The organism is Cognatishimia sp. MH4019 (assembly GCF_020177595.1).
In the GTDB taxonomy this organism is placed as follows: Bacteria; Pseudomonadota; Alphaproteobacteria; order Rhodobacterales; family Rhodobacteraceae; genus JAHTBL01.
On the sequence record NZ_JAHTBL010000003.1, the window covers coordinates 346,325 to 367,171 of the forward strand.

Consider the following 20,847-nt stretch of genomic DNA (forward strand, 5'->3'; position numbering starts at 1 on the left):
TTAAGCTCCGAGAATTTCTGCCGTTGCTCCGAGAGCAAAGGATAAAGCGGAAACACCTGAAAAGAGTGCGGCTAGTCTGTTGAAGCGACTGCTCTTTTCAGCCCAATTTCGTTCTGCACTTCCGTCACCATCCCATTTTGAGACAAAGGCATCTTTTGGAAGAAAGACTTTAGCGCTCAAGAACCAGAAAATTGATGCAACAAAGGCAGTGCCTATACCGAGCGCATTAAGTGATGTTGCCATGGTCAATCCCTCAAGCTCTCTTCCCGCAAGCCATCGGCCAGCAGGTTCAGACCCAGCACCAGCGTCAGCAGGGCGAACGCGGGCGGCAGGGCAGGGTGCAGGTAGATCGAGAGGAGCTTGCGGCCCTCGTTGATCGTGCTGCCCCAGTCCGGGCTCTCGGGTGAGAGGCCGAGGCCGAAGAAGCCCAATGTGCCCAGAAGGATCGTCGTGTAGCCGATGCGCAGGCAGAAATCGACGATCAGCGGCCCGCGTGCGTTGGGCAGGATCTCCCACAGCATGATATACCACGGACCTTCGCCGCGGGTTTGGGCGGCGGCCACGTAGTCGCGGGTTTTGATGTCCATCGCGAGGCCGCGCACGATGCGGAAGACCGTGGGCGAGTTCACGAAGACGACGGACACAAAGACCACCAGCAGGTTTGCCGGGAAGCTGATGATGCCCAGCGGGTCAGCGTTCCAGGCGATGCCCAGATAGAGCCATGTACCGATCACCAGTGTCACCGCGAGGTAGATGTTGCGCTTGGAGGGCTGCGTGTAAAAGCGCGAGTTCATCAGGATCACCATGAAGACGATCGGGAAGATGAACAACACGCCTGCCATATAGACCGGGATACCGGTTGCGACGATTTCGGGCGTGACGAGCAGATAAAAGAGCAGGATCACCGGGAAGGCGAGGATCAGGTTGGCAAGGAAGGACAGGAACGTGTCCAGCTTGCCGCCGTAATAGCCTGCCGGAAGCCCCAGCGTGATGCCGACCATGAAGGCAAACAGCGTCGCGAAGGGGGCGATTTTGACGACCTCCCAGCTGCCTTTAACCATACGGGTAAACACGTCACGGCCCAGATTGTCGCCGCCCAAAAGGTAGTAATTGTAGACGCCTTCCTCATCGAGGAATGTGCCCGGCACTTTATTTTTCATCGAGGCGAATTGCTGCAATCCGTCATGGGTGATGATCATCCCCATGGCGCCGAAAACAGCGGTAAAGACCCAGAACATCACCAGCGCGAAGCCGATCATGCCGATGGTCGAGTCAAAGAGTTTGCCGTAAAGCCCCAGCTTGCGCTTGTAGACAATCGAGACGGCGAACAGGACGATCAGAGCGATCCACACAGGGGTGAACTGACCGATGATGCGGATGAGAATCTCACCCCAGCTTAGCGGTTCCATTGCGTTTCCCCTTACGTGACGCTGATGCGCGGGTTGAGATAGACGTAGCCGATGTCAGAGATCAGCTGCGTTGTCAGAACCACGATGACTGAGACGACCGAGACCCCCAGAAGAAGCTCGATATCGTTGTTGCCAGCGGCTTGGACGAGGGTCCAGCCGAAGCCCTTGTAGTTAAATAGCGTCTCTACGATGACGACGCCGTTCAGCAGCCAGGGGAACTGCAACATGATCACGGTGAAGGGTGCGATAAGCGCGTTTCTAAGGGCGTGCTTGAGGACGATGTTGCCGAAGCTGACCCCTTTCAGGCGCGCGGTGCGGATGTATTGCGCGGTCATGACCTCGGTCATGGAGGCGCGTGTCATCCGGGCGATGTAGCCCATGCCGTAAAGCGCGATGGTCAGAACGGGCAGGGTGAAGTTGGCGAATGTGATGTCATCCATCGCCGAGGTCGCCGTGCCTTTGAACCATTTCAGGCCCACGGCGGAGCTCGAGAAGACCGCAATAAAGATCACGCCGGAGACATATTCAGGCGTCGCAGTGGACAGGATCGACACGGTGGAAAGCGACCGGTCCGTGCGGGAGCCTTCGCGCATTCCGGCCAGAACGCCGATGATCAGCGCGCCGGGGACCATCACGACCATGACCCAGAACATCAGCTTGCCAGTGAGGCCCAGCCGCGTGGCAATGATGCTGCCTGCATCGTCTTTGAACACAGAGCTTTCGCCCCAGTCGCCTTGCAGGATGCCACAGAAGCTGGGGGCGTCCTCGGGTGCCATGCCCTGGTTAATGCAGCGTCCACGGGTCACCCCGTCAGAGCCTTCGATCACATATCCGGGCAGAACGCCCAGCCATTGCCCGTATTTGACAGGCAGTGGTTGCGTATAGCCGCGATTGGCGAGCCAGGTGGTGACGGCGTCGTCACTCATCCGCTGGTTCACCTCGGATTTGGCGAGTTTTTCAAGATTTGGCGCAAGGTTCGTGAGAAAGAAGACGATGAACGTCAGGCAGATTGCCGTGAGGATCATGACCCCCAATCGGCGTAAAATGAATAGTCCCATAATGACCCCTGTTGGTCGGCTGGTTTCGGCTCTGCATTCTTTAGGAACGTCTCAGAGAGCCTTTGACTGGCAAAAAGGGCCGCCCGGTGAGGGGCGGCCCGATCTGTGTTTAGGCTGTGACAGACCACTTATAGATCTGCGGCAGATACGCGATATGCATATCAGAGCCCGCGATCGTGCCGTTGTGGTGGCGGTAAAGCGAGCGCCAGTAAGGCTGGATCGTCACACCTTCTTCCACCATGATCGCCTGCAGCTTGCCCATCACCTCGCGGCGTGCATCCGCATCCGCGATGGAGTTGGCTTCGGCCAGGAGGCTGTCGAACTCGGCGTTGGAGAAGCCAGATTCGTTCCAGGCTTCACCTGACCGGTAGGCCAGCGCGAGGATCTGCGTGCCCAGCGGGCGGTGGTTCCAGTTCGTGGAGCTGAACGGATACTTGACCCAGTCATTCCAGAAGGTGGAGCCGGGCAGGATCGTCCGCTTCACGTTGATCCCTGCGTCGCGCAGTTGGGCGGCCACCGCATCGGTGGTGTTCTTGCGCCAGTCATCGTCAATCGACATCAGCTCATGCTCGAAATCGGCCATGCCGGCTTCTTCCATAAGCGCTTTGGCTTTGGTGGGATCGTGGGGTAGACGGCCAACGCTGTCGTCATATTCCGGGTGCACCGGACCGACATGCTGGTTGTCTGCGGCCACGCCGCGGCTGGCATAGCCCAGTTCCAGGCAAACCTGATTGTCGACGGCCATGGCCAGCGCCTGACGGACGCGCTTGTCCTCGTAGGGCTTCATGCCGTTCACTTCAGCTTGCTGGTTCGGGCGGATCGCGATGGTCGCACCGGAGACCACCTCGGACTGTTCCCAGCCGATAGCGTTGAAGATGTCGATAAAGTCGCCGACGGTCTCGTAGATCAGGTCAACTTCTTCGGCTTCAGCAGCGGCCACCCAAGCGGAGGGGTCGGTGCCGTAGTCGATATATTCGATCTTATCGAGGTAGAAACCACCTTCTTCAAAGGCCGTGTCGCCCCACCATTCATGCTCGCCACGCTCGATGACGGCTTTCACGCCAACCTCGTTCTGGGTAATGACCATCGGGCCAGTGCCGACCAGTTCGGACAGGTCTGCGGCGGGGTCGTAATTGGCATGCACAACGGCAGCCGGGTAGTCTGCGAAACCCGGAATGATCGTGATGTCGGGGGCAGGCAGGGTCAGCTTGACGGTGTTGGCATCCACAACCTCAATCGCGCCTTCAATGGCTTGATTGGTGTCGTCGTCGATCAGCGTCGCCATGCGACCGGCCATCGAGTTACCCTCGACCGTCTTGTCACACCAGCCAGCGATCACACGGGCCACGTCGTCTGCGGTGAAGTCGTCGCCATTGTTCCACTTGACGCCCTGACGGACATTCAGCGTGTATTCGGTGGCGTTGTCGTTGACGTCCCAGCTTTCCAGCAGCATGCCGCGGAACGAGCCGTCAGAGTTGTACTCAACGAGGTATTCGATGGTGCCTGCAGTGACATAGGCCATCTGGGTCCAGTCATAGGTGCGCGGGTCTTTGTGTGCGCGCACTTCCATCTGCATGCGGGCCATTCCGCCTTTCTCGCCGCCCATCGCTTTTGCGGGGCTGTTCATACCGATCAAGGCATAAGCGGCAGCCGAGCTTGCGCCAAGTGCTGTCGCGCGGGTCAGGAATTCGCGGCGGTCCATCAGACCGGCTTTGAATTCGTCCGCATAAAGCGACACGGCATGGTGCAATGGCTTACCATTTACGGTGGGGTGCGTCATTCTGTTCTCCCTGTGACACATTTTGTTTTTTGTGAATTGGACGGGAACAACTGCGCTTTTTTCAAGCGTGTATCCCTGGACAAATGCTGAGTGGTTGCAGTCTCTCCAATCCGGCTCATGCATGACGCACGATAAAATCACGGGCGTCAACGGTCGCTTTCGTCATTTCGAATAACAAAAACGACATTTGCTTAGAGCAAAAGCGACATGCACCGGGAAGTCAACCGGATCGTCTATTTTGCAAGGGGAGGCAGGATCGGCGCTTGACGTTAGGGTAAGCACAGATGCGCAGTTTCAAACATGCGACTTGCGCAATGTATTTGACGCATTCGGACAGGTTTGAGCGGTTTAAGCGTCAGGCCGCGCTGCGAAAGGCGCTTGGCGTGACGCCTGTCTGTGTCTGAAAGCTGCGCGTGAAATAGGCTGCAGAGTTAAAGCCGAGCGATTCCGACACCGCTTTGATCGTCATGGACGTATCGGTCAGGCGGCGCCGGGCCGCGTGGGTCACGCGTTCGGTCAGCAATTCCAGTGCGGACATACCGCAGCAGGTCTGGGTCGAGCGTGTCAGGTGGGTCGGTGTGACCTCAAGGGCTGCGGCATAGGCTTCAACATTCAGGCCATCGCCGATGCGCCGTTCGATCAGAGCGCAATAGCGCGCGACCAGACGTTCGGCAGCGTCAGGTTTGATGGCCTCGGGCAGATTGCGTTCCAGCCAGACACTGATCAGGCCTGCATGAAAGCGCGCGGCACGGCTATGGGCCGGGCGATCGCTGACCAGTTCGCGTTGCAGATTATCCAGAAGGCCCGTCAGTTCCGATTGCCCGGGCACATTGGCCACACGGATTTGCTGTGGCGTGGCCGGCAAGGTCATCAGCGGGTCCGAGGGCAGAGTGACGGCCAGCCCGTAGCATTGCGCGCCCAGTTCGATGGAGTGCATCGTCTTGGCGGGCAGAAACACCGCGTTGCTGGGGCCAAAGCCGCGCATCTTGCCAGCGATGATCATGCGGCCCTGACCGCGGGTAATCCAGTAGAGGATCGGATCTGTGCAGGAATGAAGCGTGTCCATGCGCCAACTGCCACCGCGCTGCATTTGCGCCAGCGTTTTCATCTCGATGGTATCGATTGGAGAGTAGTCAGTCTGCATTAACATGGTTGTACCCCCTGGATGGATTTGTGCAACCATCGCAGCGGAATATGGCTCAAATAGGGCAAAAATTGTGCGAAATTGGTTAGCGCAGCGTTAAGGCTTGCCAATTGCGCATGCGCGCGCGGAACCAGGTGCGCTGGCGTTTTGCGAACTGTCGCGTGGCCGTTTTTGCGGCGGTGATGGCCTCCTCCAACGACATCTTGTGGTTGAGATGGGCGATCAGCTCGGGCGCGCCGATGGCTTTGGAGGACAAAAGCGCAGGGTTCCAGTGCGGATGCATGGCGCGGGCTTCCTCCAGGGCGCCCGCAGCGATCATCTGGTCAAAACGGCGGTCGATGCGCGCCGAAAGCCAGTCGCGGTCAGCGTCCAAGAGAATCGGTTGAGCGGCAGCAAGCAGCAGAATCGGGGCCGGGGTGGCGTCCTGCCAGCTTGCCAGACCGCGTCCAGTAGAGCGCTGAACCTCCCAGGCGCGCTGGACCCGCATAGGGTTGCGTTGATCAATGCGCGACAAGGTGTCCGGATCGAGGGCGGAAAGAAGGGTCTGGAACCCGCCTTCGGCCACGATGCGGTCGGCCGCTGCGCGAATGTCGGGCGGTGTCGCGGGAATATCCGCAAGCCCTTCGGTCAGCGCAGTGAAGTAGAGCCCGGTGCCGCCGACGATAATGGGGCGTGGTCCGGCGGATAGAAACGGTGTCACCTCGCGGAGCCAATGGCCCACAGAATAGTCGCCATCATAAGGGATATGCCCGTAAAGCGCATGCGGCGCGCGCGCGCGTTCCGCCTGATCTGGCCGCGCCGTCAAGATGCGCCAGCCGTCAAAAACCTGCAACGCATCCGCGTTGACCACCACGCCGCCTTGGACTTCTGCGATCTCCAACGCCAACGCAGACTTGCCCGATGCGGTCGGCCCAGCAATTAAAACCGGCTGCTCGGGAGAAAGCTGCGATATGTCGATCAGCGCCATGAGTGATTTATCCGCGTCAAGCCCGCGTCTCCCGTTGAACCTGCCCGCCTTTTGCGACATTTTACGCCGAACGCAAAGCAGATGGGACATTTGCCATGACCAAGACCCCCTCGGACCCGAAATTCAAACGCGTGATGCTGAAGATTTCAGGGGAGGCTTTGATGGGGGATCAGGGGTTCGGGTTGCATCCGCCCACGGTTGAGCGGATCGCGGCAGAGGTCAAATCGGTCCACGATCTGGGCGTCGAGATTTGCATGGTGATCGGCGGCGGCAACATTTTCCGCGGTCTGCAAGGCTCCGCGCAGGGGATGGAGCGGACGACGGCGGATTACATGGGCATGCTTGCGACGGTGATGAACGCGCTTGCGATGCAGTCTGCACTTGAGGGCTTGGGCGTCTATACCCGTGTGATCAGCGCCATTCCGATGGATCAGGTCTGTGAGCCCTACATTCGCCGCCGCGCCGTGCGCCACCTGGAGAAAGCCCGTGTTGTGATCTTTGCCGCAGGCACCGGCAACCCATATTTTACGACGGATACAGCGGCTACTCTGCGCGCCAACGAGATGGCCTGCGAAGCGATTTTCAAAGGCACCAAAGTGGACGGCGTTTATGACAAGGACCCGGTCAAGCATGACGACGCGGTGCGCTATGATCATGTGAGCTATGATGAAGTGCTGCAAAAGCATCTGGGCGTGATGGATGCCAGCGCCATTGCCCTGGCGCGCGATAACAACAAACCGATCATCGTCTTCTCGCTGGATGAGCCGGGCGGCTTTGCCGGTATTCTGGCCGGGGAAGGCACCTATACAACCGTTCATGGTTAACGATATAGATAGGAAAAGCCGGTAAACGGCGATCACATCAGGACCGAGTGGGATCATGGCAGACGATATTGAAATAGACACCGACGATCTGGAGCGCCGGATGGACGGGGCAATCGCCTCTCTGCGCACGGAATTTGCGTCTTTGCGGACGGGACGGGCTTCGGCTTCGATGCTGGAGCCGGTGATGGTGGAAGCCTACGGCCAAAAGACACCGATTAATCAGGTTGGAACGGTGAACGTGCCGGAACCGCGGATGGTGACGATCAATGTCTGGGACAAATCCATGGTAAACGCCGTGGAAAAGGCCATTCGCGAAAGCGGGCTGGGCATCAACCCGCAGCTCAACGGAACGATTATTATGCTCCCGATCCCCGAGCTGAACGAAGAGCGTCGCCGCGATCTGACAAAGGTGGCCGCGCAGTATTCGGAAAGCGCGCGTGTTTCGATCCGCAATATTCGCCGCGACGGTATGGACCAGATCAAGAAAGCCAAGGCCGATGGCATGGGCGAAGATGACCAGAAGCTCTGGGAAGGCGAGGTTCAGGAATTAACTGACCGCTATATCAAGCAGGTCGACGAGGCGCTTGAGGTCAAGCAAGCCGAGATCATGCAGGTTTAACGGCCCCGCGCCGGAAAGGGCCTGTCGATGGCCAAGAAAAACACTTCTCCCGATCATGTTGCGATCATCATGGATGGCAATGGCCGCTGGGCGCAAAAACGCGGCAAGCCGCGGCTGTTCGGGCATCATGCCGGGGCCAAGCGCGTGCGCGAGATTGTCGAGGCGTGCCCGACGCTGGGCGTGAAATACCTGACGATCTTCGCGTTCTCGACCGAGAACTGGAAGCGCACGCAGACCGAAGTGGCGGGTCTCATGCGGCTGTTCCGGCGCTATATTCAACGCGAGGCGCGCGCGCTCTTTGAAGCTGGTGTGCGGGTGCGGTTCATCGGCGACCGCGTGCGGCTAGAGGATTCTCTGGTCAAGATGATGGACGATCTGGAGCTGCTGACGGCGGGTAATGACGCTGTTCATCTGACCATCGCGATCAATTACGGGGGCCGGGACGAGGTGGCACGCGCGACGCGCCGTCTGGCCTATGATGTGGCAGGCGGCAAGCTGGATCCGCGCGATGTGAATGACGAGACATTCACGCGCTATCTGGACACGTGCTATCTGCCCGATCCCGATTTGGTCATCCGCACCAGCGGGGAGGCGCGGATCAGCAACTTCCTGCTCTGGCAGTCGGCTTATTCGGAATACGAGTTTATCCCGACGCTCTGGCCTGATTTCACCGCTGCCGAGTTTGAAAAGGTGCTGGCCAAGTTTGGTGACCGCGAACGCCGCTTTGGTGCTGTCCTGACATGAGCGAGATGGCTCCGGCCAAATGGGATGACCTGCGCACGCGGCTTTTATCCGGTGCGGGTATGGGCGCGATTGGCGTGACTTGCATCCTTGCAGGCGGGGTCTGGTTTCAGATGCTTGCAGTGTTCGTCACGGCGGTGATGATCTGGGAACTGGTCATGATGATCCGCCCCGATGCGCCCACACCCGCGATGCTGCTGGCGGCACTTACGGCGAGCCTTTTGTCGGGCATGTTTGTGGCCGAGGAAAGCTGGATCCTTGTCCTGTTCATCCTGCCGCCCGCGCTTGGTCTGCTGGCACTGCCCCGCGAAAAGCGCACTTTTTTCGCCTTTGCGCTCGCCATCCTGATCGCAGGTTGGGGCCTTGTGACCTTCCGCGAGACACATGGCGTCGTCTGGCTGCTTTGGCTGGTGCTGGTCGTGATCGCGACGGATATCTTTGGCTATTTCGCAGGCCGCATCTTTGGCGGGCCGAAGTTCTGGCCCAAGATCAGCCCCAAGAAAACCTGGAGCGGGACGGTCGCAGGCTGGGTTTCGGCTGCTGGCATCGGCATCCTGTTCGGCACCTTTACCGATGCGGGGCCGGATCTTTGGTGGATTTCGATGCTGCTTAGTTTTGCTTCACAAATGGGCGATATTGCGGAAAGCGCTTTGAAGCGGCGGATGGGAGTCAAGGACAGCTCGACCCTGATCCCGGGTCATGGCGGGCTCTTTGATCGGTTTGACGGCTTGCTTGGCGCGGCGCTGTTCATGCTGGCGATTTCGCTTTTTGTGGATGTGCCGCAGGTTCAGTTCTGATGCGTAAAGTGTCGATCTTCGGGGCGACGGGCTCGATTGGGCAAAATACGATTGATCTGATTGCCCGCGACCCGGGGGCGTATGACGTGGTTGCGCTGACCGGTGGCGCCAATATCGCGCAACTGGCCGAGGACGCACGGCGGCTGAACGCTGATATCGCGATTACGGCTTATGAAGATCAGTTGGATGATCTGCGCGCAGCGCTTGCTGGCACAGATGTCGAAGCGGCGGCCGGGGCAGGGGCGGTCACCGAGGCTGCGAGCCGTCCTGCCGACTGGATCATGTCGGCCATTGTGGGTGCTGCGGGTCTGCCGCCGGGGCTGGAAGCGCTCAAGCAAGGCACGACGCTGGCGCTGGCCAACAAGGAATCGCTGGTCACCGCAGGGCCTTTGCTGATGCAGACCGCGCGCGATCATGGAGCCACCGTGCTGCCGGTCGACAGCGAGCATTCGGCAGTGTTTCAGGGGCTTGTCGGCGAGGATATGTCCGCGGTCGAGCGGATCATCATCACCGCTTCAGGCGGGGCCTTCCGAGATTGGCCACTGGAGGCGTTGAAGGATGCGACGCTGGAAGAGGCGTCCTCCCACCCAAACTGGGATATGGGTCAGCGGATCACGATTGATTCCGCGTCCATGTTCAACAAGTCGCTCGAACTGATTGAAACGAAAGAGTTCTTTGGCGTCCATCCCGATCAGATCGAAACTGTCGTGCATCCCGAAAGCCTGATCCACGCGCTGGTGGGGTTTAACGACGGTGCGCTGATGGCCCATGTCGGCCCGCCTGATATGCGCCATGCCATTGGCTATGCGCTGCATTGGCCAGATCGGCGGGATTTGCCTGTGGCGCGGCTTGATCTGGTGGAGATTGGCCAACTGAATTTCCGCAAAGCCTGCGAGACGCGCTATCCGGCGCTGAAGCTGGCACGTAACGTGATGGAGACGGGCGGGCTTGCCGGGGCGGCCTTCAACGCTGCGAAAGAGCGCGCACTGGATGGCTTCATCGCCGGACACATCAAGTTTACTGAGATGGCGAGCGTTGTAGAACACGCCCTTGACGCGATCTCTGCCCAGTCGGGTCTTATCAATGCCACGATCAGCCTTGATAACGTCCTGCGTGTGGACCATTTGGCACGACAAGAGGCCGATGCCGCGATTGCGGCACGAAACATGTAAGAGGGCGGTTTGGAACTCACCAACTTGATCCCGCAATTCGGCGGGCTGATCTATACCATTGGCGCATTCGTTTTGGCGCTCAGCATCATCGTGGCGATCCATGAGTACGGCCATTACATCGTGGGCCGTTGGTGCGGGATTTATGCCGAAGTGTTTTCGCTTGGATTCGGTCCGGTGCTGTTCAGCCGCGTCGACAAGCGCGGCACGAAATGGCAATTCGCGCTGCTGCCGCTGGGGGGCTACGTCAAGTTTCTGGGCGATGCCGATGCGGCCAGCGGCAAGGACGGTGCGCTGGTGGATGCGCTGCCGGAAGAGCGTAAACGAATGACCATGCATGGCGCGCCGCTTTGGGCGCGGGCGTGCACCGTCGCCGCAGGCCCTGTGTTCAACTTCATCCTGTCGTTTCTGATTTTCGGCGCGATCCTCTTTTTCAGGGGTCAGCCAACCGCGCCGCTGATGATCGAAGACCTTACCGAGTTGCCGCCTGCCTATGCCGTGGCTTTGCAGCCGGGCGACAAGATCATTGCCATTGACGGCGTGGAAGCCCCCGATCTGGAAGGCTTCGATGATTTCGTGCAGGCTCTGCCGACGGATCAAGTCCTTGATTACCGCGTTTTGCGGAACGGGGATGAGGTGACGGTGGACGGTCCTTACCCCTATCCGCCGCTTATCAACGGTTTGTCGCCACGCTCTGCCGCGATGGATGTGAACCTGCGTGTCGGTGATGTGATCACGGCTGTCGACGACGCGCCGATCCACACGTTCAACGCCCTGCGCACAGCTGTGGCCGACGCGGATGGCGCGCCCTTGAAGCTGGATGTGTGGCGTGACGGGGAGGAGATGGAGTTTGTTCTTGCTCCCAAGCGTGTGGACCTGCCGCAGCCCGATGGCAGTTTCGAGACACGCTGGTTGATCGGTATCTCAGGTGGGCTGTTCTTTGAGGCCGCAACCGAGCGGGGCGGCGTGCTGCAATCCTTGCAATACGGGGTAGAGCAGACGTGGTTCATCGTCACGTCAAGCATTTCGGGCCTGAAAAACATGATTACCGGGGCGATCAGTTCGTGCAATCTGTCCGGCCCGATTGGCATTGCCCAGACATCAGGCGCGATGGCCAGCCAGGGTGCGCAGTCCTTCATTTATTTCATCGCTGTTCTCAGCACGGCAGTGGGCCTTCTGAACCTGTTCCCGATTCCCGTTCTGGATGGCGGGCATTTGGTGTTTCACGCCTATGAGGCGGTGACCGGCAAGCCCCCCAGTGACCGCGCGTTGCGCGTTTTGATGGGGGTCGGGCTGACGCTGCTGTTGTCGCTGATGGTGTTCGCGCTGGGAAATGACATCTTCTGCCCCTAGGCGCGCGTAACGAAACGCCCTGAAACCTGTCCGATTATGCCCCATTCCTGCCACATTTGGCCCCGATCCTTGATCAAAGCCTTTGTGCAGGAGTGTAACCAATGCAAGCCGTTCAATCCGGAGTTCGCAGCCTGAGCCTGTTGATGGATATCAACTGGGACCGCTTCATCATGCCTGCTGCCATTATCGGCGGATTGGTTGCCGGGGCCGAGCTTGGTGGCATCTTGCTGAACCTCGCACATTAAACACCTCCAAAGACAGCGCTGATGCGCTTACAAAACACTCCGACACAAGTTGTGGCCGGGGTGTTTGTCGTTTTGACAACGTGTGGTAATGCCGATACTCAGTTCTCGAACGCTGGGATGTTTAAACGGAGTCGTCGGATGACCGCCAAAGAGGTGAGCAGCGCGACCGTAGCTGCAATGATAATGCACACGGGACGCAACTGGGTCAGCGCATACATCAAAACAGGGCTTTTGGCCCTAGTTTCGCTGGTCATGATGGTGGGATTAGCCACCGCACAGGATTTTCGCTTTAACCAAGTGCAGATCGAAGGCAACCAAAGGGTGGAGCCGGCCACGATCCTGTCTTACGCGAATATCGCGCGGGGCGAGGCGGTCAGTGCGGGCGATCTGAACGACGCCTTCCAGAATATTCAGGAATCAGGCCTCTTTGAAGAGGTGGAGTTGATCCCCTCGGGCAGCACGCTGATTATCCGGGTGCAGGAATTTCCGACGATCAACCGCATCAATATCGAAGGCAACCGCCGCATTGACGACGAAGACCTGCTGCCGCTGCTGCGCTCGCAGCCGCGCCGGGTCTACAGTCCGACCCTGGCCGAGCAGGACGCCGCTACATTGACCGAAGCCTACACGACCCAAGGACGTCTGGCTGCGACCGTGTCGCCGTCGATCATCCGCCGCTCGGATAACCGCGTCGATCTGGTGTTTGAAGTGGTGGAAGGGCGCACCGTCGAGGTGGAGCGTCTGAGCTTTACCGGCAACCGCGAGTTTTCTGATCGTCGTCTGCGCCGTGTTCTTGAGACCAAACAGGCCGGTATTTTCCGGGCTCTGATCCGGTCCGACACGTTTCTCGCGGATCGGATCGAGTTCGACAAACAGGTGTTGCAGGATTTCTACCAATCGCGCGGCTATGTCGATTTCGAAACGCTCAGCGTGAACTCTCAGCTGACCCGCGAGCGCGATGGCTATCTTGTGACGTTCAACGTGCGGGAAGGCCAGCAGTTCAAATTTGGCGAAATCACCGCGGTGAGCGATCTTGAGGACGTGAACCCGGACGAGTATCTCGACGTTATTCGCTTGCGTCCGGGCGTCATTTACAACCCGGCACTAGTCGACAACACCATCGCCCGGATGGAGCGTTTGGCGCTGCAGCAAGGTCTGAACTTCATTCGGGTCGAGCCGCGCATCATCCGCAACGACCGCGCATTGACGCTGGATGTAGAGTTCGCCATCACCCGCGGTCCGCGTGTTTTTGTCGAGCGGATTGATATTGAAGGCAACACAACGACGCTGGACCGCGTTGTGCGCCGCCAGTTCCGCGTGATTGAGGGCGATCCGTTCAACCCGCGTGAGATTCGCGCGTCGGCTTCGCGGATCCGCGCACTTGGCTTCTTCTCCAATGCCGAGGTGAATGCACGCGAAGGGTCCGGCCCGGACCGCGTCATCATCGACGTGGATGTAGAAGAGCAGCCGACAGGCTCGCTCAACTTCGGGGGTAGCTTCTCGAATTCCAACGGGTTCGGGGCCGCGATCAGCTTTACAGAGCGGAACTTCCTGGGCCGGGGCCAGACCCTTGGGTTTGGCGTGAACACAACCTCGTCCACGCGGTCTTATAACTTCAACTTCGTTGAGCCCGCCTTCCTGGGCCGCGATCTGCGTGCAGGTATTCTGATTGATTATCGCACCACGGACCGCAACAACGCGGACTTCAACTCTCGTGTTGCACGGGTGCAACCATCACTGCGCTTCCCGGTGGGGGAGAATAGCTTCCTCACGCTGCGTGGTGGTTTCAAATCCAGCGAGATTTTCGACGTCGATGATGACAGCTCGGTTCTGTTGCAGGCCGAGGAAGAGGAGGGCGAACGCGCCTTGGGCTTTCTTGGCTACTCGTTCAGCTATGACAGCCGCCGCACAGGTCTGAACCCGAACGCAGGTGTGATCTTCCGCTTCAGTCAGGATTTTGCCGGTCTGGGCGGGGATAACAGCTACATCGAAACGACGGCTCTTCTTGGCGCGGAAACGCGTGTCATGAACGAAGAGGTCACGCTGCGGGCCACTCTTGAGGGCGGCGCGTTGAACATGCTGTCCGGCGACTCGCTTATTCTGGATCGTTTCCGGGTTGGTCCCAGCCGTTTGCGCGGCTTTGAATCGAACGGGATTGGCCCACGTGATCTGGATGCCAAAAACGAAGACGTCCTTGGCGGTAACTTCTTTGCCGTGGCCCGTCTTGAGGCCGAGTTCCCTCTGGGGCTGCCTGAAGAATACGGCGTGAGCGGCGGTGTCTTTTACGACATGGGTTCGCTTTGGGGGCTGGACAATACGGATGATGGCCGGATCGACGACAGCTTTAGCCTGCGCTCGGCTGTGGGTGTATCGCTCTTCTGGGATACCGGGCTTGGCCCGCTGCGCTTCAACTTTGCCGAAGCCATCCAGAAAGAGGATTTTGACGAGGATCAGTTTTTCGATCTGACGATCTCTACCCAGTTCTGATGCGTCGGCTTCTTTCGGCTTTGTCTTTGGGACTGGCGGTGCTTCTGGCGCCGCCAGTTCTGGCGCAAGGCGGATTGTCCCAACCGCAATCACCCATCCTCGTGATCGAAAGCGAACGCCTGTTCATCGAAACAGAGTTTGGCCAAGCCAGTCTGCGGGCAATTGACGAACAAGCGCGGCGTTTGGCTTCGGAAAGTCGCGAGATTGACGCGCAGCTTATCGAGGAAGAACGGGCGCTGACCGAGGCGCGCCCAACCCTGTCAGCGGAAGAATTCCGCGCCCGTGCGGATGCGTTTGACGACCGGGTTTTACGTCTACGGCGCGAACGCGATGAGGCCAGCACGCAGCTGGGCCGCGCGCGCGATGAAGCTGAGCAGATTTTGCGCAATGCCGCATTGCCGGTTCTGGCGCAGATCGTTCTGGACCGCGGAGCAGTTGCGGTTTTCGAGCGGCGTGATGTGTTCATCGTGGACGATGCCATCGACATCACTGACGAGGCGGTGGCCCGGATCAACGAACAATTGGGCGCAGATGATGTGCAAACGGGCACGTCTGACAGCCCGACGCCACCCGCTGAAACACCGGAACAATCCGACACAGAAAGTGATCCTTGAGCGCGTTGTGCGGGGCAGGGCCACTTGTTAGTCAAATACCATAAAAAGAAGGACAGGCCATGAGCGACCCTTTGATGAGCGCCGATATCCAACGCATCCAGCGGCTGATCCCGCACCGCTATCCGTTTTTGCTGGTCGACCGGGTCGAGGATATCGACGGCACCAAATCCGCGCGGGGCATCAAGAATGTGACCTTCAACGAGCCACATTTCCAAGGCCATTTCCCTGGTACGCCGATCATGCCGGGTGTGACGATCATCGAAGCGATGGCGCAGACGGCTGCCGTCATGGTTGGTGCTGCGATGGGGATGGAAGACAAGGAATTGCTCGTCTACTTCATGGCCATCGACAAGTGTAAGTTCCGCCGCAAGGTCGGTCCCGGTGACGTGCTTGAACTGTATATCGAGACAAAGCGCGGCGGCTCGAAGATTTGGAAATTCTCCGGTGTGGCCAAGGTCGGCGATGAAATGGCCGCCGAGGCGGAATTCACCGCCATGATGGACTTGCCGGAGTAAGCCGCCGCGATGATTGATCCATCCGCTCAAATTCATGCCTCTGCTGTGATCGAGGACGGTGCCGTGATCGGCCCTGACTGTGTGATCGGTGCATTCAGCTATATCGGGCCAGAGGTGCGCCTTGGTGCGCGGGTCGAGCTGCGCACACATGTGGTCGTCACCGGGCAAACGAGCGTGGGCGACGACACGGTCATTTTCTCCTTCGCGGTGATTGGTGAGATCCCGCAAGACAAGAAGTTCGACGGTGAAAAGACCCGGCTAGAGATTGGCGCGCGCAACCGTATTCGCGAACATGTCACGATGAATACCGGGACCAAGGGAGGCGGTGGCCTGACCAAGGTCGGCGATGACGGGCTATTCATGGCGGGCTGTCACATCGCGCATGACGTGATGATCGGGAACAACGTGATCGTGGTGAACTCGGCCGCTTTGGCGGGGCATTGCATCATCGAAGATGACGTCATCATCGGCGGTCTGTCGGGCATTCACCAGTTCGTGCGCATCGGCAAAGGGGCCATTATTGGTGCCGTGTCCATGGTGACCAATGACGTGATCCCGCATGGGTTGGTGCAAGGACCACGGGGGCAGCTTGATGGGCTGAACCTTGTTGGTTTGAAACGCAAAGGTGTTGCGCGGGCTGACATCACGGCCTTGCGGGCGGCGTTTCAGATGCTGGCACAAGGCGACGGGGCCTTTCAGGACCGCGCCCGTCGTTTGTCGGACGAGACCGATAGCCCTTACGTGCGCGAGGTTGTCGATTTCGTGCTGGGGGCGTCTGATCGCTCCTACCTGACGCCGCGCTGATGCTGGCCCTGATCGCAGGGCGCGGCGGTCTGCCCAAACTTCTGATGCAGCGCTTGAAAGAGCGTCCGTTGGTGTGTGCCTTGGAAGGCTACGCGCCAGATTTGTCGGGGGTTGAGACGTTTCGGATCGAAACGCTCGGCAGCTTTATCGCGATGCTGAAAGAGCGGGGCGTGACGCAAGTGTGCTTTGCGGGGCAGGTGCAGCGCCCGGCACTTGATCCGTCTTTGATTGATCCCGCAACGATGCCGCTGGTGCCGCGTATGATGGCGGCTTTGCAGCAAGGCGATGATGCCGCGCTGCGCGTGGTGCTGGCGTTTTTTGAAGAGGCCGGGATCGCGATTGTCGCGGCGCATGATCTTGTGCCGGAATTGTTGCCATCCGAAGGGGTTTTGACCGCGATCCAGCCGACTGACACCGATAAACAAGACGCGGCGCGCGGGGTTGAACTGCTTTCGCTTCTCAGCCCCGCCGATATTGGGCAAAGCTGTGTGATCGCGCGCGGACAGGCGCTGGCGGTAGAGGCGCAGCCGGGAACAGATTTCATGCTATCCTCGCTTTCCCATCTGGAGCGAACGCGCGGCGGTGTTTTCGTGAAAGCGCCAAAGGATGGGCAGGATCGGCGCGTTGATATGCCAACGATTGGACCCGATACGGTGCGTCTGGCGGCAGAAGCTGGGCTAAGCGGCCTTGTTCTGACCGCAGGCGGTGTGCAGATGCTGGAACCTCAGCTTTGCATCGCATCGGCCAATGATGCGGGACTTTTCATCTGGGTGCGCGCTTGAAGATCTTCGTGATCGCCGGCGAAGCCTCAGGCGATAAGCTGGGCGGGGCGGCATTGGCCGGGCTGAGATCGCTGGTTCCGGATTTGGAAATCCACGGCGTTGGTGGGCCGCTCATGCAGGCCCAAGGGCTGGAGAGCCTCTTTCCCATGGATGAGCTGAGCGTGATGGGTATTGCGGAGGTTTTACCGAAATACCGCCATCTCAAGCGTCGGATTGCGCAGACGGCGGAGGCGGTTCTGGCGCTGAAACCCGATGTTCTATTGACCATTGACAGCCCGGATTTTTCCTTGCGCGTGGCGCGCCGCGTGAAAGCGGCGAGCGCTATTCGCACGGTGCATTATGTGGCGCCAACGGTCTGGGCGTGGCGCCGGGGGCGCGCGAAAAAGATGGTCGGTGTGGTTGATCAAGTGCTCGCGCTCTTTCCGTTTGAGCCGCCTTATATGGAGGCCGTGGGTATCCGTTGCGATTTTGTTGGACATCCGGTGGTGGCTGAAGCTGTCGCCTCTGAGGAGGAGGCCAGGGATTTCCGGGTGCAGCACGGTTTGGGCGACGCGCCCGTTTTGCTTGCGTTGCCCGGATCGCGACGTGGAGAGATCAATCGTTTGGCCGGGACTTTTGGGGCCGCGCTCGCCCCAGTGCTGGCGGCGCATCCTGAGATGCGCGTGGTGGTGCCCGCTGCCCCCGGCGTGATTGGTTTGGTGCGCGAGACGGTTAGAGCATGGCCGGGCAGCCCCTTGGTCATCGACAATGAAATGGACAAGCGCGCGGCGTTCAAAGCGGCCACCGTGGCGCTCGCGGCCTCGGGCACGGTCTCTCTGGAATTGGCCGCCTCTGGCACACCGATGGTCATCGCCTATGATATGAACTGGCTAAGCCGTCAGATCATCGCGCGGATGTTGAAAGTGGACACGGTCACACTGGTGAACCTTGTCTCTGACACTCGCGTGGTGCCGGAGTTTCTGGGAATTGAATGTGAGCCAAAAGCCATCGCGCAGGGGCTTTCAGATGCCATCGCCAACCCCAATGCGCAGCTTGAGGCGATGTCGCTGACGATGCAACGGCTGGGGCAGGGCGATGAGGATCCGGGGCTAAGGGCTGCACGGGCGATCCTGGACGGGGTAAAACTTTTCTAAAAAGTCCTCGCGAAAGTCTTATGAAGACTCTTTTACCGCTCAATACCCGCGCCAGATCCAGCCGCCACCCAAAATGCGGGTGCCACCGGTTTCGTAGAACACGCAAGCCTGACCTGGGGAGACGCCTTCCTCTGGGGTCAGCAATTCCACCTCGGCTTCCGTCGCGCTGATGGGGCGGATGATCGCCTCGCGCGGGGGGCGAGTGGAGCGGACCTTGACCGACACATGCCGTTCGCTCAGATCGGTAAACGCACCGTCGCCCAGCCAGTTGATCTCGCGCACAGGGATGGTGCGGGTGGCGAGCATCTCTTTCGGGCCGACGATCACTTGGCGGGTGTTCACATCCAGTTTGACCACGTAAAGCGGGGTATCGAGCCCGCCGATGCCCAAGCCCCGCCGTTGCCCGATCGTGTAGTGGATCACGCCCTCATGCCGGGCCAGCACGTTGCCATCGACATCAACGATCTCGCCGGGTTCGGCGGCACCGGGGCGCAGTTTTTCGATCACGCTGGCGTAGTTGCCATTGGGCACAAAGCAGATGTCCTGGCTGTCTGGCTTATCCGCCACGCTCAGCCCGTAGCGCGCCGCAAGCGCGCGGGTGTCGTCTTTGGAGGGCAGGTGGCCCAGCGGGAAGCGCAGGTAGTTGAGCTGCTCAGGCGTGGTCGAGAACAGGAAGTAGCTTTGATCGCGGTTGGCATCCGCGGCGCAATGCAGTTCTGCCCCCGCAGCGCCCATTTTGCGTTGGATATAGTGACCCGTCGCCATGCAATCGGCATCCAGGTCGCGGGCCGTTTCCAACAGGTCCTTGAACTTCACACGCTCGTTGCAGCGAATGCAGGGCACGGGTGTTGCGCCGGCCAGATAGCTGTCGGCAAACTCGTCAATGACGGCTTCCTTGAACGTGTTTTCATAGTCCAGCACGTAATGCGGAAAGCCCATTTCCTCGGCCACGCGGCGGGCATCGTGGATGTCGAGGCCCGCACAACACGCGCCTTTTTTGGCCAGAGCAGCCCCGTGGTCATAAAGCTGCAGGGTCACGCCCACCACGTCATAGCCTTCCTCGGCCAGTTGTGCGGCCACGACCGAACTGTCCACGCCGCCCGACATCGCCACGACGACGCGCGTCTCGGACGGGGGCTTGGCAAAGCCGAGCGAGTTCAAAGGGTGGGCATCCAGCGCCATGACAGATCCTTAATGGAGATGTCGCGAGATATAGTAAAATGCGAGATACTAACAAGGGGGCGTTTCATCCCTCTTTAAGGCCTGTGGCGCAGGGTGTCCCCACGTAATTGAGGGATTTCCGATGTATCTGAAGAAAATTGACGCGCCGCGGTCGGTGACATTACCGGACGGGCGCACCATGACACAGGCCGATCTGCCACCACGGGACACACGACGATGGGTCTCTTCGCGCAAGGCGGCCGTTGTGAAGGGGGTCGCCTTCGGGTTGATTTCGATGGAGGACGCGATGGACCGGTGGGCTTTGTCCGAAGAAGAGCTGCGTGAATGGACAGAGGCGTTAACCCTGCATGGGGAAGGCGCTTTGAAGACAACAGCCTTGCAGCATTACCGAAAAGACTCGACAACTTAAAGTTGCACGGTTTACGTTTTCATAATTGGTAACGGGACATTAACCAATCCACGTCACGTTGGCAGCATACTGACCCACCTTGCGGAGAATCCCTAATGCGTGTCCTGTTGATTGAAGACGATCCAACCACCTCAAAAAGCATCGAACTGATGCTGACCCATGCCAATCTGAACGTGTATTGCACGGATATGGGGGAGGAGGGGATCGATCTGGCCAAACTTTATGACTACGATTTGATCCTTTTGGACCTGAACCTGCCGGATATGAGCGGCCAGGACGTGCTGCGCCAGCTGCGCTTGGCCCGGATCGAGACGCCGATTTTGATCCTGACAGGTTCGGACGACACCGAAAGCAAGCTGAAAAGCTTTGGGTTTGGGGCTGATGACTATCTGACTAAACCGTTTCACCGTGAAGAACTGGTGGCACGCATCCACGCGATCATCCGGCGTTCGAAAGGTCATTCGCAGTCGGTCATCAATACTGGCAAGATCTGCGTGAACCTTGATGCCAAGACAGTTGATGTCGGCGGCAAGACCGTTCATCTGACCGGCAAGGAATACCAGATGCTGGAATTGCTGAGCCTACGTAAAGGTACGACCCTGACCAAAGAGATGTTCTTGAACCATCTTTACGGCGGCATGGACGAACCCGAGCTGAAAATCATCGACGTGTTTATCTGCAAGCTGCGCAAGAAGCTTGCCAATGCGACCGATGGGGAGAACTACATCGAAACCGTCTGGGGCCGTGGCTATGTGCTGCGCGATCCTGATCCCGTTGCGATGGCACCGGAACGGATTGCTGTCGGCGCCTGAAGC

At 59.1% G+C, this 20,847-nt stretch carries 22 protein-coding genes; 15 read left to right on the forward strand and 7 right to left on the reverse strand.

The window, feature by feature from the left end; all coding sequences use genetic code 11:
* The 6 genes from KUW67_RS07795 to miaA all read right to left on the reverse strand — a co-directional run bounded on the left by KUW67_RS07795 (position 1) and on the right by miaA (position 6,358).
* Positions 1–243 (reverse strand): hypothetical protein, encoded by a 243-nt coding sequence (locus KUW67_RS07795; protein ID WP_224824730.1) that lies wholly within the window; start codon positions 241–243, stop codon positions 1–3.
* A gap of 2 nt (positions 244–245) precedes the next feature.
* Positions 246–1,409: an ABC transporter permease gene (locus KUW67_RS07800; RefSeq protein WP_224824731.1), complete on the reverse strand. Its 1,164-nt coding sequence runs from the start codon at positions 1,407–1,409 to the stop codon at positions 246–248.
* Between the two features lie 11 nt (positions 1,410–1,420).
* Entirely contained in the window at positions 1,421–2,467 is a 1,047-nt protein-coding gene (locus KUW67_RS07805; RefSeq protein WP_224824732.1) for an ABC transporter permease, read from the reverse strand.
* 109 nt (positions 2,468–2,576) lie between these two features.
* On the reverse strand, positions 2,577–4,247 hold the full coding sequence (locus KUW67_RS07810) for an ABC transporter substrate-binding protein (protein WP_224824733.1): 1,671 nt from the start codon (positions 4,245–4,247) through the stop codon (positions 2,577–2,579).
* Positions 4,248–4,602: 355 nt separating this feature from the next.
* Positions 4,603–5,397: an AraC family transcriptional regulator gene (locus tag KUW67_RS07815; protein WP_224824734.1), complete on the reverse strand. Its 795-nt coding sequence runs from the start codon at positions 5,395–5,397 to the stop codon at positions 4,603–4,605.
* A 79-nt stretch (positions 5,398–5,476) separates the two neighbouring features.
* Positions 5,477–6,358, reverse strand: a complete 882-nt coding sequence (gene miaA, locus KUW67_RS07820; protein WP_224824735.1) for a tRNA (adenosine(37)-N6)-dimethylallyltransferase MiaA — start codon at positions 6,356–6,358, stop codon at positions 5,477–5,479.
* Between the two features lie 95 nt (positions 6,359–6,453).
* Between miaA and pyrH the strand changes: the two genes are divergently transcribed.
* The 13 genes from pyrH to lpxB all read left to right on the forward strand — a co-directional run bounded on the left by pyrH (position 6,454) and on the right by lpxB (position 18,441).
* Positions 6,454–7,182: a UMP kinase gene (pyrH, locus tag KUW67_RS07825; protein WP_224824736.1), complete on the forward strand. Its 729-nt coding sequence runs from the start codon at positions 6,454–6,456 to the stop codon at positions 7,180–7,182.
* Between the two features lie 55 nt (positions 7,183–7,237).
* Positions 7,238–7,801 carry a ribosome recycling factor gene (frr, locus tag KUW67_RS07830; RefSeq protein ID WP_224824737.1) on the forward strand — a complete coding sequence of 188 codons (564 nt, stop codon included), beginning with the start codon at positions 7,238–7,240 and terminating at the stop codon, positions 7,799–7,801.
* Positions 7,802–7,828: 27 nt separating this feature from the next.
* Complete coding sequence (uppS, locus tag KUW67_RS07835; RefSeq protein WP_224824738.1) at positions 7,829–8,545, forward strand: polyprenyl diphosphate synthase; 717 nt, start codon at positions 7,829–7,831, stop codon at positions 8,543–8,545.
* A 5-nt stretch (positions 8,546–8,550) separates the two neighbouring features.
* Positions 8,551–9,339 carry a phosphatidate cytidylyltransferase gene (locus tag KUW67_RS07840; protein WP_224824788.1) on the forward strand — a complete coding sequence of 263 codons (789 nt, stop codon included), beginning with the start codon at positions 8,551–8,553 and terminating at the stop codon, positions 9,337–9,339.
* The gene (gene dxr, locus KUW67_RS07845) at positions 9,339–10,511 is read left to right on the forward strand and encodes a 1-deoxy-D-xylulose-5-phosphate reductoisomerase (protein ID WP_224824739.1); all 1,173 of its coding nucleotides are present in this window, start codon (positions 9,339–9,341) and stop codon (positions 10,509–10,511) included. Before KUW67_RS07840 ends, dxr begins: the two co-directional genes overlap by 1 nt.
* A gap of 9 nt (positions 10,512–10,520) precedes the next feature.
* A complete protein-coding gene (gene rseP / locus KUW67_RS07850) occupies positions 10,521–11,861 on the forward strand; it encodes an RIP metalloprotease RseP (protein WP_224824740.1) in 1,341 nt (446 codons plus the stop codon).
* 101 nt (positions 11,862–11,962) lie between these two features.
* Complete coding sequence (locus KUW67_RS07855) at positions 11,963–12,106, forward strand: hypothetical protein (protein WP_224824741.1); 144 nt, start codon at positions 11,963–11,965, stop codon at positions 12,104–12,106.
* A 252-nt stretch (positions 12,107–12,358) separates the two neighbouring features.
* Complete coding sequence (bamA, locus tag KUW67_RS07860; protein ID WP_224824789.1) at positions 12,359–14,593, forward strand: outer membrane protein assembly factor BamA; 2,235 nt, start codon at positions 12,359–12,361, stop codon at positions 14,591–14,593.
* On the forward strand, positions 14,593–15,207 hold the full coding sequence (locus KUW67_RS07865; RefSeq protein ID WP_224824742.1) for an OmpH family outer membrane protein: 615 nt from the start codon (positions 14,593–14,595) through the stop codon (positions 15,205–15,207). The genes bamA and KUW67_RS07865 overlap by 1 nt, the downstream gene beginning before the upstream one ends.
* 59 nt (positions 15,208–15,266) lie before the next feature.
* Positions 15,267–15,722 carry a 3-hydroxyacyl-ACP dehydratase FabZ gene (fabZ, locus tag KUW67_RS07870; RefSeq protein ID WP_224824743.1) on the forward strand — a complete coding sequence of 152 codons (456 nt, stop codon included), beginning with the start codon at positions 15,267–15,269 and terminating at the stop codon, positions 15,720–15,722.
* 9 nt (positions 15,723–15,731) lie between these two features.
* Positions 15,732–16,526, forward strand: coding sequence for an acyl-ACP--UDP-N-acetylglucosamine O-acyltransferase (gene lpxA / locus KUW67_RS07875; RefSeq protein WP_224824744.1), 795 nt, complete (start codon positions 15,732–15,734; stop codon positions 16,524–16,526).
* Positions 16,526–17,308 carry an LpxI family protein gene (locus KUW67_RS07880; RefSeq protein WP_224824745.1) on the forward strand — a complete coding sequence of 261 codons (783 nt, stop codon included), beginning with the start codon at positions 16,526–16,528 and terminating at the stop codon, positions 17,306–17,308. The genes lpxA and KUW67_RS07880 overlap by 1 nt, the downstream gene beginning before the upstream one ends.
* Entirely contained in the window at positions 17,305–18,441 is a 1,137-nt protein-coding gene (gene lpxB / locus KUW67_RS07885; protein ID WP_224824746.1) for a lipid-A-disaccharide synthase, read from the forward strand. Before KUW67_RS07880 ends, lpxB begins: the two co-directional genes overlap by 4 nt.
* 39 nt (positions 18,442–18,480) lie before the next feature.
* On the opposite strand, the gene mnmA is transcribed toward lpxB, so the two are convergent.
* On the reverse strand, positions 18,481–19,623 hold the full coding sequence (gene mnmA / locus KUW67_RS07890; protein WP_224824747.1) for a tRNA 2-thiouridine(34) synthase MnmA: 1,143 nt from the start codon (positions 19,621–19,623) through the stop codon (positions 18,481–18,483).
* A 121-nt stretch (positions 19,624–19,744) separates the two neighbouring features.
* Between mnmA and KUW67_RS07895 the strand changes: the two genes are divergently transcribed.
* Positions 19,745–20,032: a DUF1153 domain-containing protein gene (locus KUW67_RS07895; protein ID WP_224824748.1), complete on the forward strand. Its 288-nt coding sequence runs from the start codon at positions 19,745–19,747 to the stop codon at positions 20,030–20,032.
* 95 nt (positions 20,033–20,127) lie between these two features.
* The gene (gene ctrA, locus KUW67_RS07900) at positions 20,128–20,844 is read left to right on the forward strand and encodes a response regulator transcription factor CtrA (protein ID WP_224824749.1); all 717 of its coding nucleotides are present in this window, start codon (positions 20,128–20,130) and stop codon (positions 20,842–20,844) included.
* Positions 20,845–20,847: the final 3 nt, after the last annotated feature.

Coding starts and splice junctions, on each gene's coding strand:
- KUW67_RS07815 (WP_224824734.1), bottom strand. CDS start 5,397: ATGTTAATGCAGACTGACTACTCTCCAATCGATACCATCGAGATGAAA.
- KUW67_RS07880 (WP_224824745.1), top strand. CDS start 16,526: ATGCTGGCCCTGATCGCAGGGCGCGGCGGTCTGCCCAAACTTCTGATG.
- KUW67_RS07810 (WP_224824733.1), bottom strand. CDS start 4,247: ATGACGCACCCCACCGTAAATGGTAAGCCATTGCACCATGCCGTGTCG.
- KUW67_RS07865 (WP_224824742.1), top strand. CDS start 14,593: ATGCGTCGGCTTCTTTCGGCTTTGTCTTTGGGACTGGCGGTGCTTCTG.
- bamA (WP_224824789.1), top strand. CDS start 12,359: ATGATGGTGGGATTAGCCACCGCACAGGATTTTCGCTTTAACCAAGTG.
- KUW67_RS07840 (WP_224824788.1), top strand. CDS start 8,551: ATGGCTCCGGCCAAATGGGATGACCTGCGCACGCGGCTTTTATCCGGT.
- frr (WP_224824737.1), top strand. CDS start 7,238: ATGGCAGACGATATTGAAATAGACACCGACGATCTGGAGCGCCGGATG.
- ctrA (WP_224824749.1), top strand. CDS start 20,128: ATGCGTGTCCTGTTGATTGAAGACGATCCAACCACCTCAAAAAGCATC.
- miaA (WP_224824735.1), bottom strand. CDS start 6,358: ATGGCGCTGATCGACATATCGCAGCTTTCTCCCGAGCAGCCGGTTTTA.
- fabZ (WP_224824743.1), top strand. CDS start 15,267: ATGAGCGACCCTTTGATGAGCGCCGATATCCAACGCATCCAGCGGCTG.
- lpxA (WP_224824744.1), top strand. CDS start 15,732: ATGATTGATCCATCCGCTCAAATTCATGCCTCTGCTGTGATCGAGGAC.
- dxr (WP_224824739.1), top strand. CDS start 9,339: ATGCGTAAAGTGTCGATCTTCGGGGCGACGGGCTCGATTGGGCAAAAT.
- KUW67_RS07800 (WP_224824731.1), bottom strand. CDS start 1,409: ATGGAACCGCTAAGCTGGGGTGAGATTCTCATCCGCATCATCGGTCAG.
- KUW67_RS07855 (WP_224824741.1), top strand. CDS start 11,963: ATGCAAGCCGTTCAATCCGGAGTTCGCAGCCTGAGCCTGTTGATGGAT.
- uppS (WP_224824738.1), top strand. CDS start 7,829: ATGGCCAAGAAAAACACTTCTCCCGATCATGTTGCGATCATCATGGAT.
- KUW67_RS07805 (WP_224824732.1), bottom strand. CDS start 2,467: ATGGGACTATTCATTTTACGCCGATTGGGGGTCATGATCCTCACGGCA.
- KUW67_RS07895 (WP_224824748.1), top strand. CDS start 19,745: ATGTATCTGAAGAAAATTGACGCGCCGCGGTCGGTGACATTACCGGAC.
- KUW67_RS07795 (WP_224824730.1), bottom strand. CDS start 243: ATGGCAACATCACTTAATGCGCTCGGTATAGGCACTGCCTTTGTTGCA.
- mnmA (WP_224824747.1), bottom strand. CDS start 19,623: ATGGCGCTGGATGCCCACCCTTTGAACTCGCTCGGCTTTGCCAAGCCC.
- pyrH (WP_224824736.1), top strand. CDS start 6,454: ATGACCAAGACCCCCTCGGACCCGAAATTCAAACGCGTGATGCTGAAG.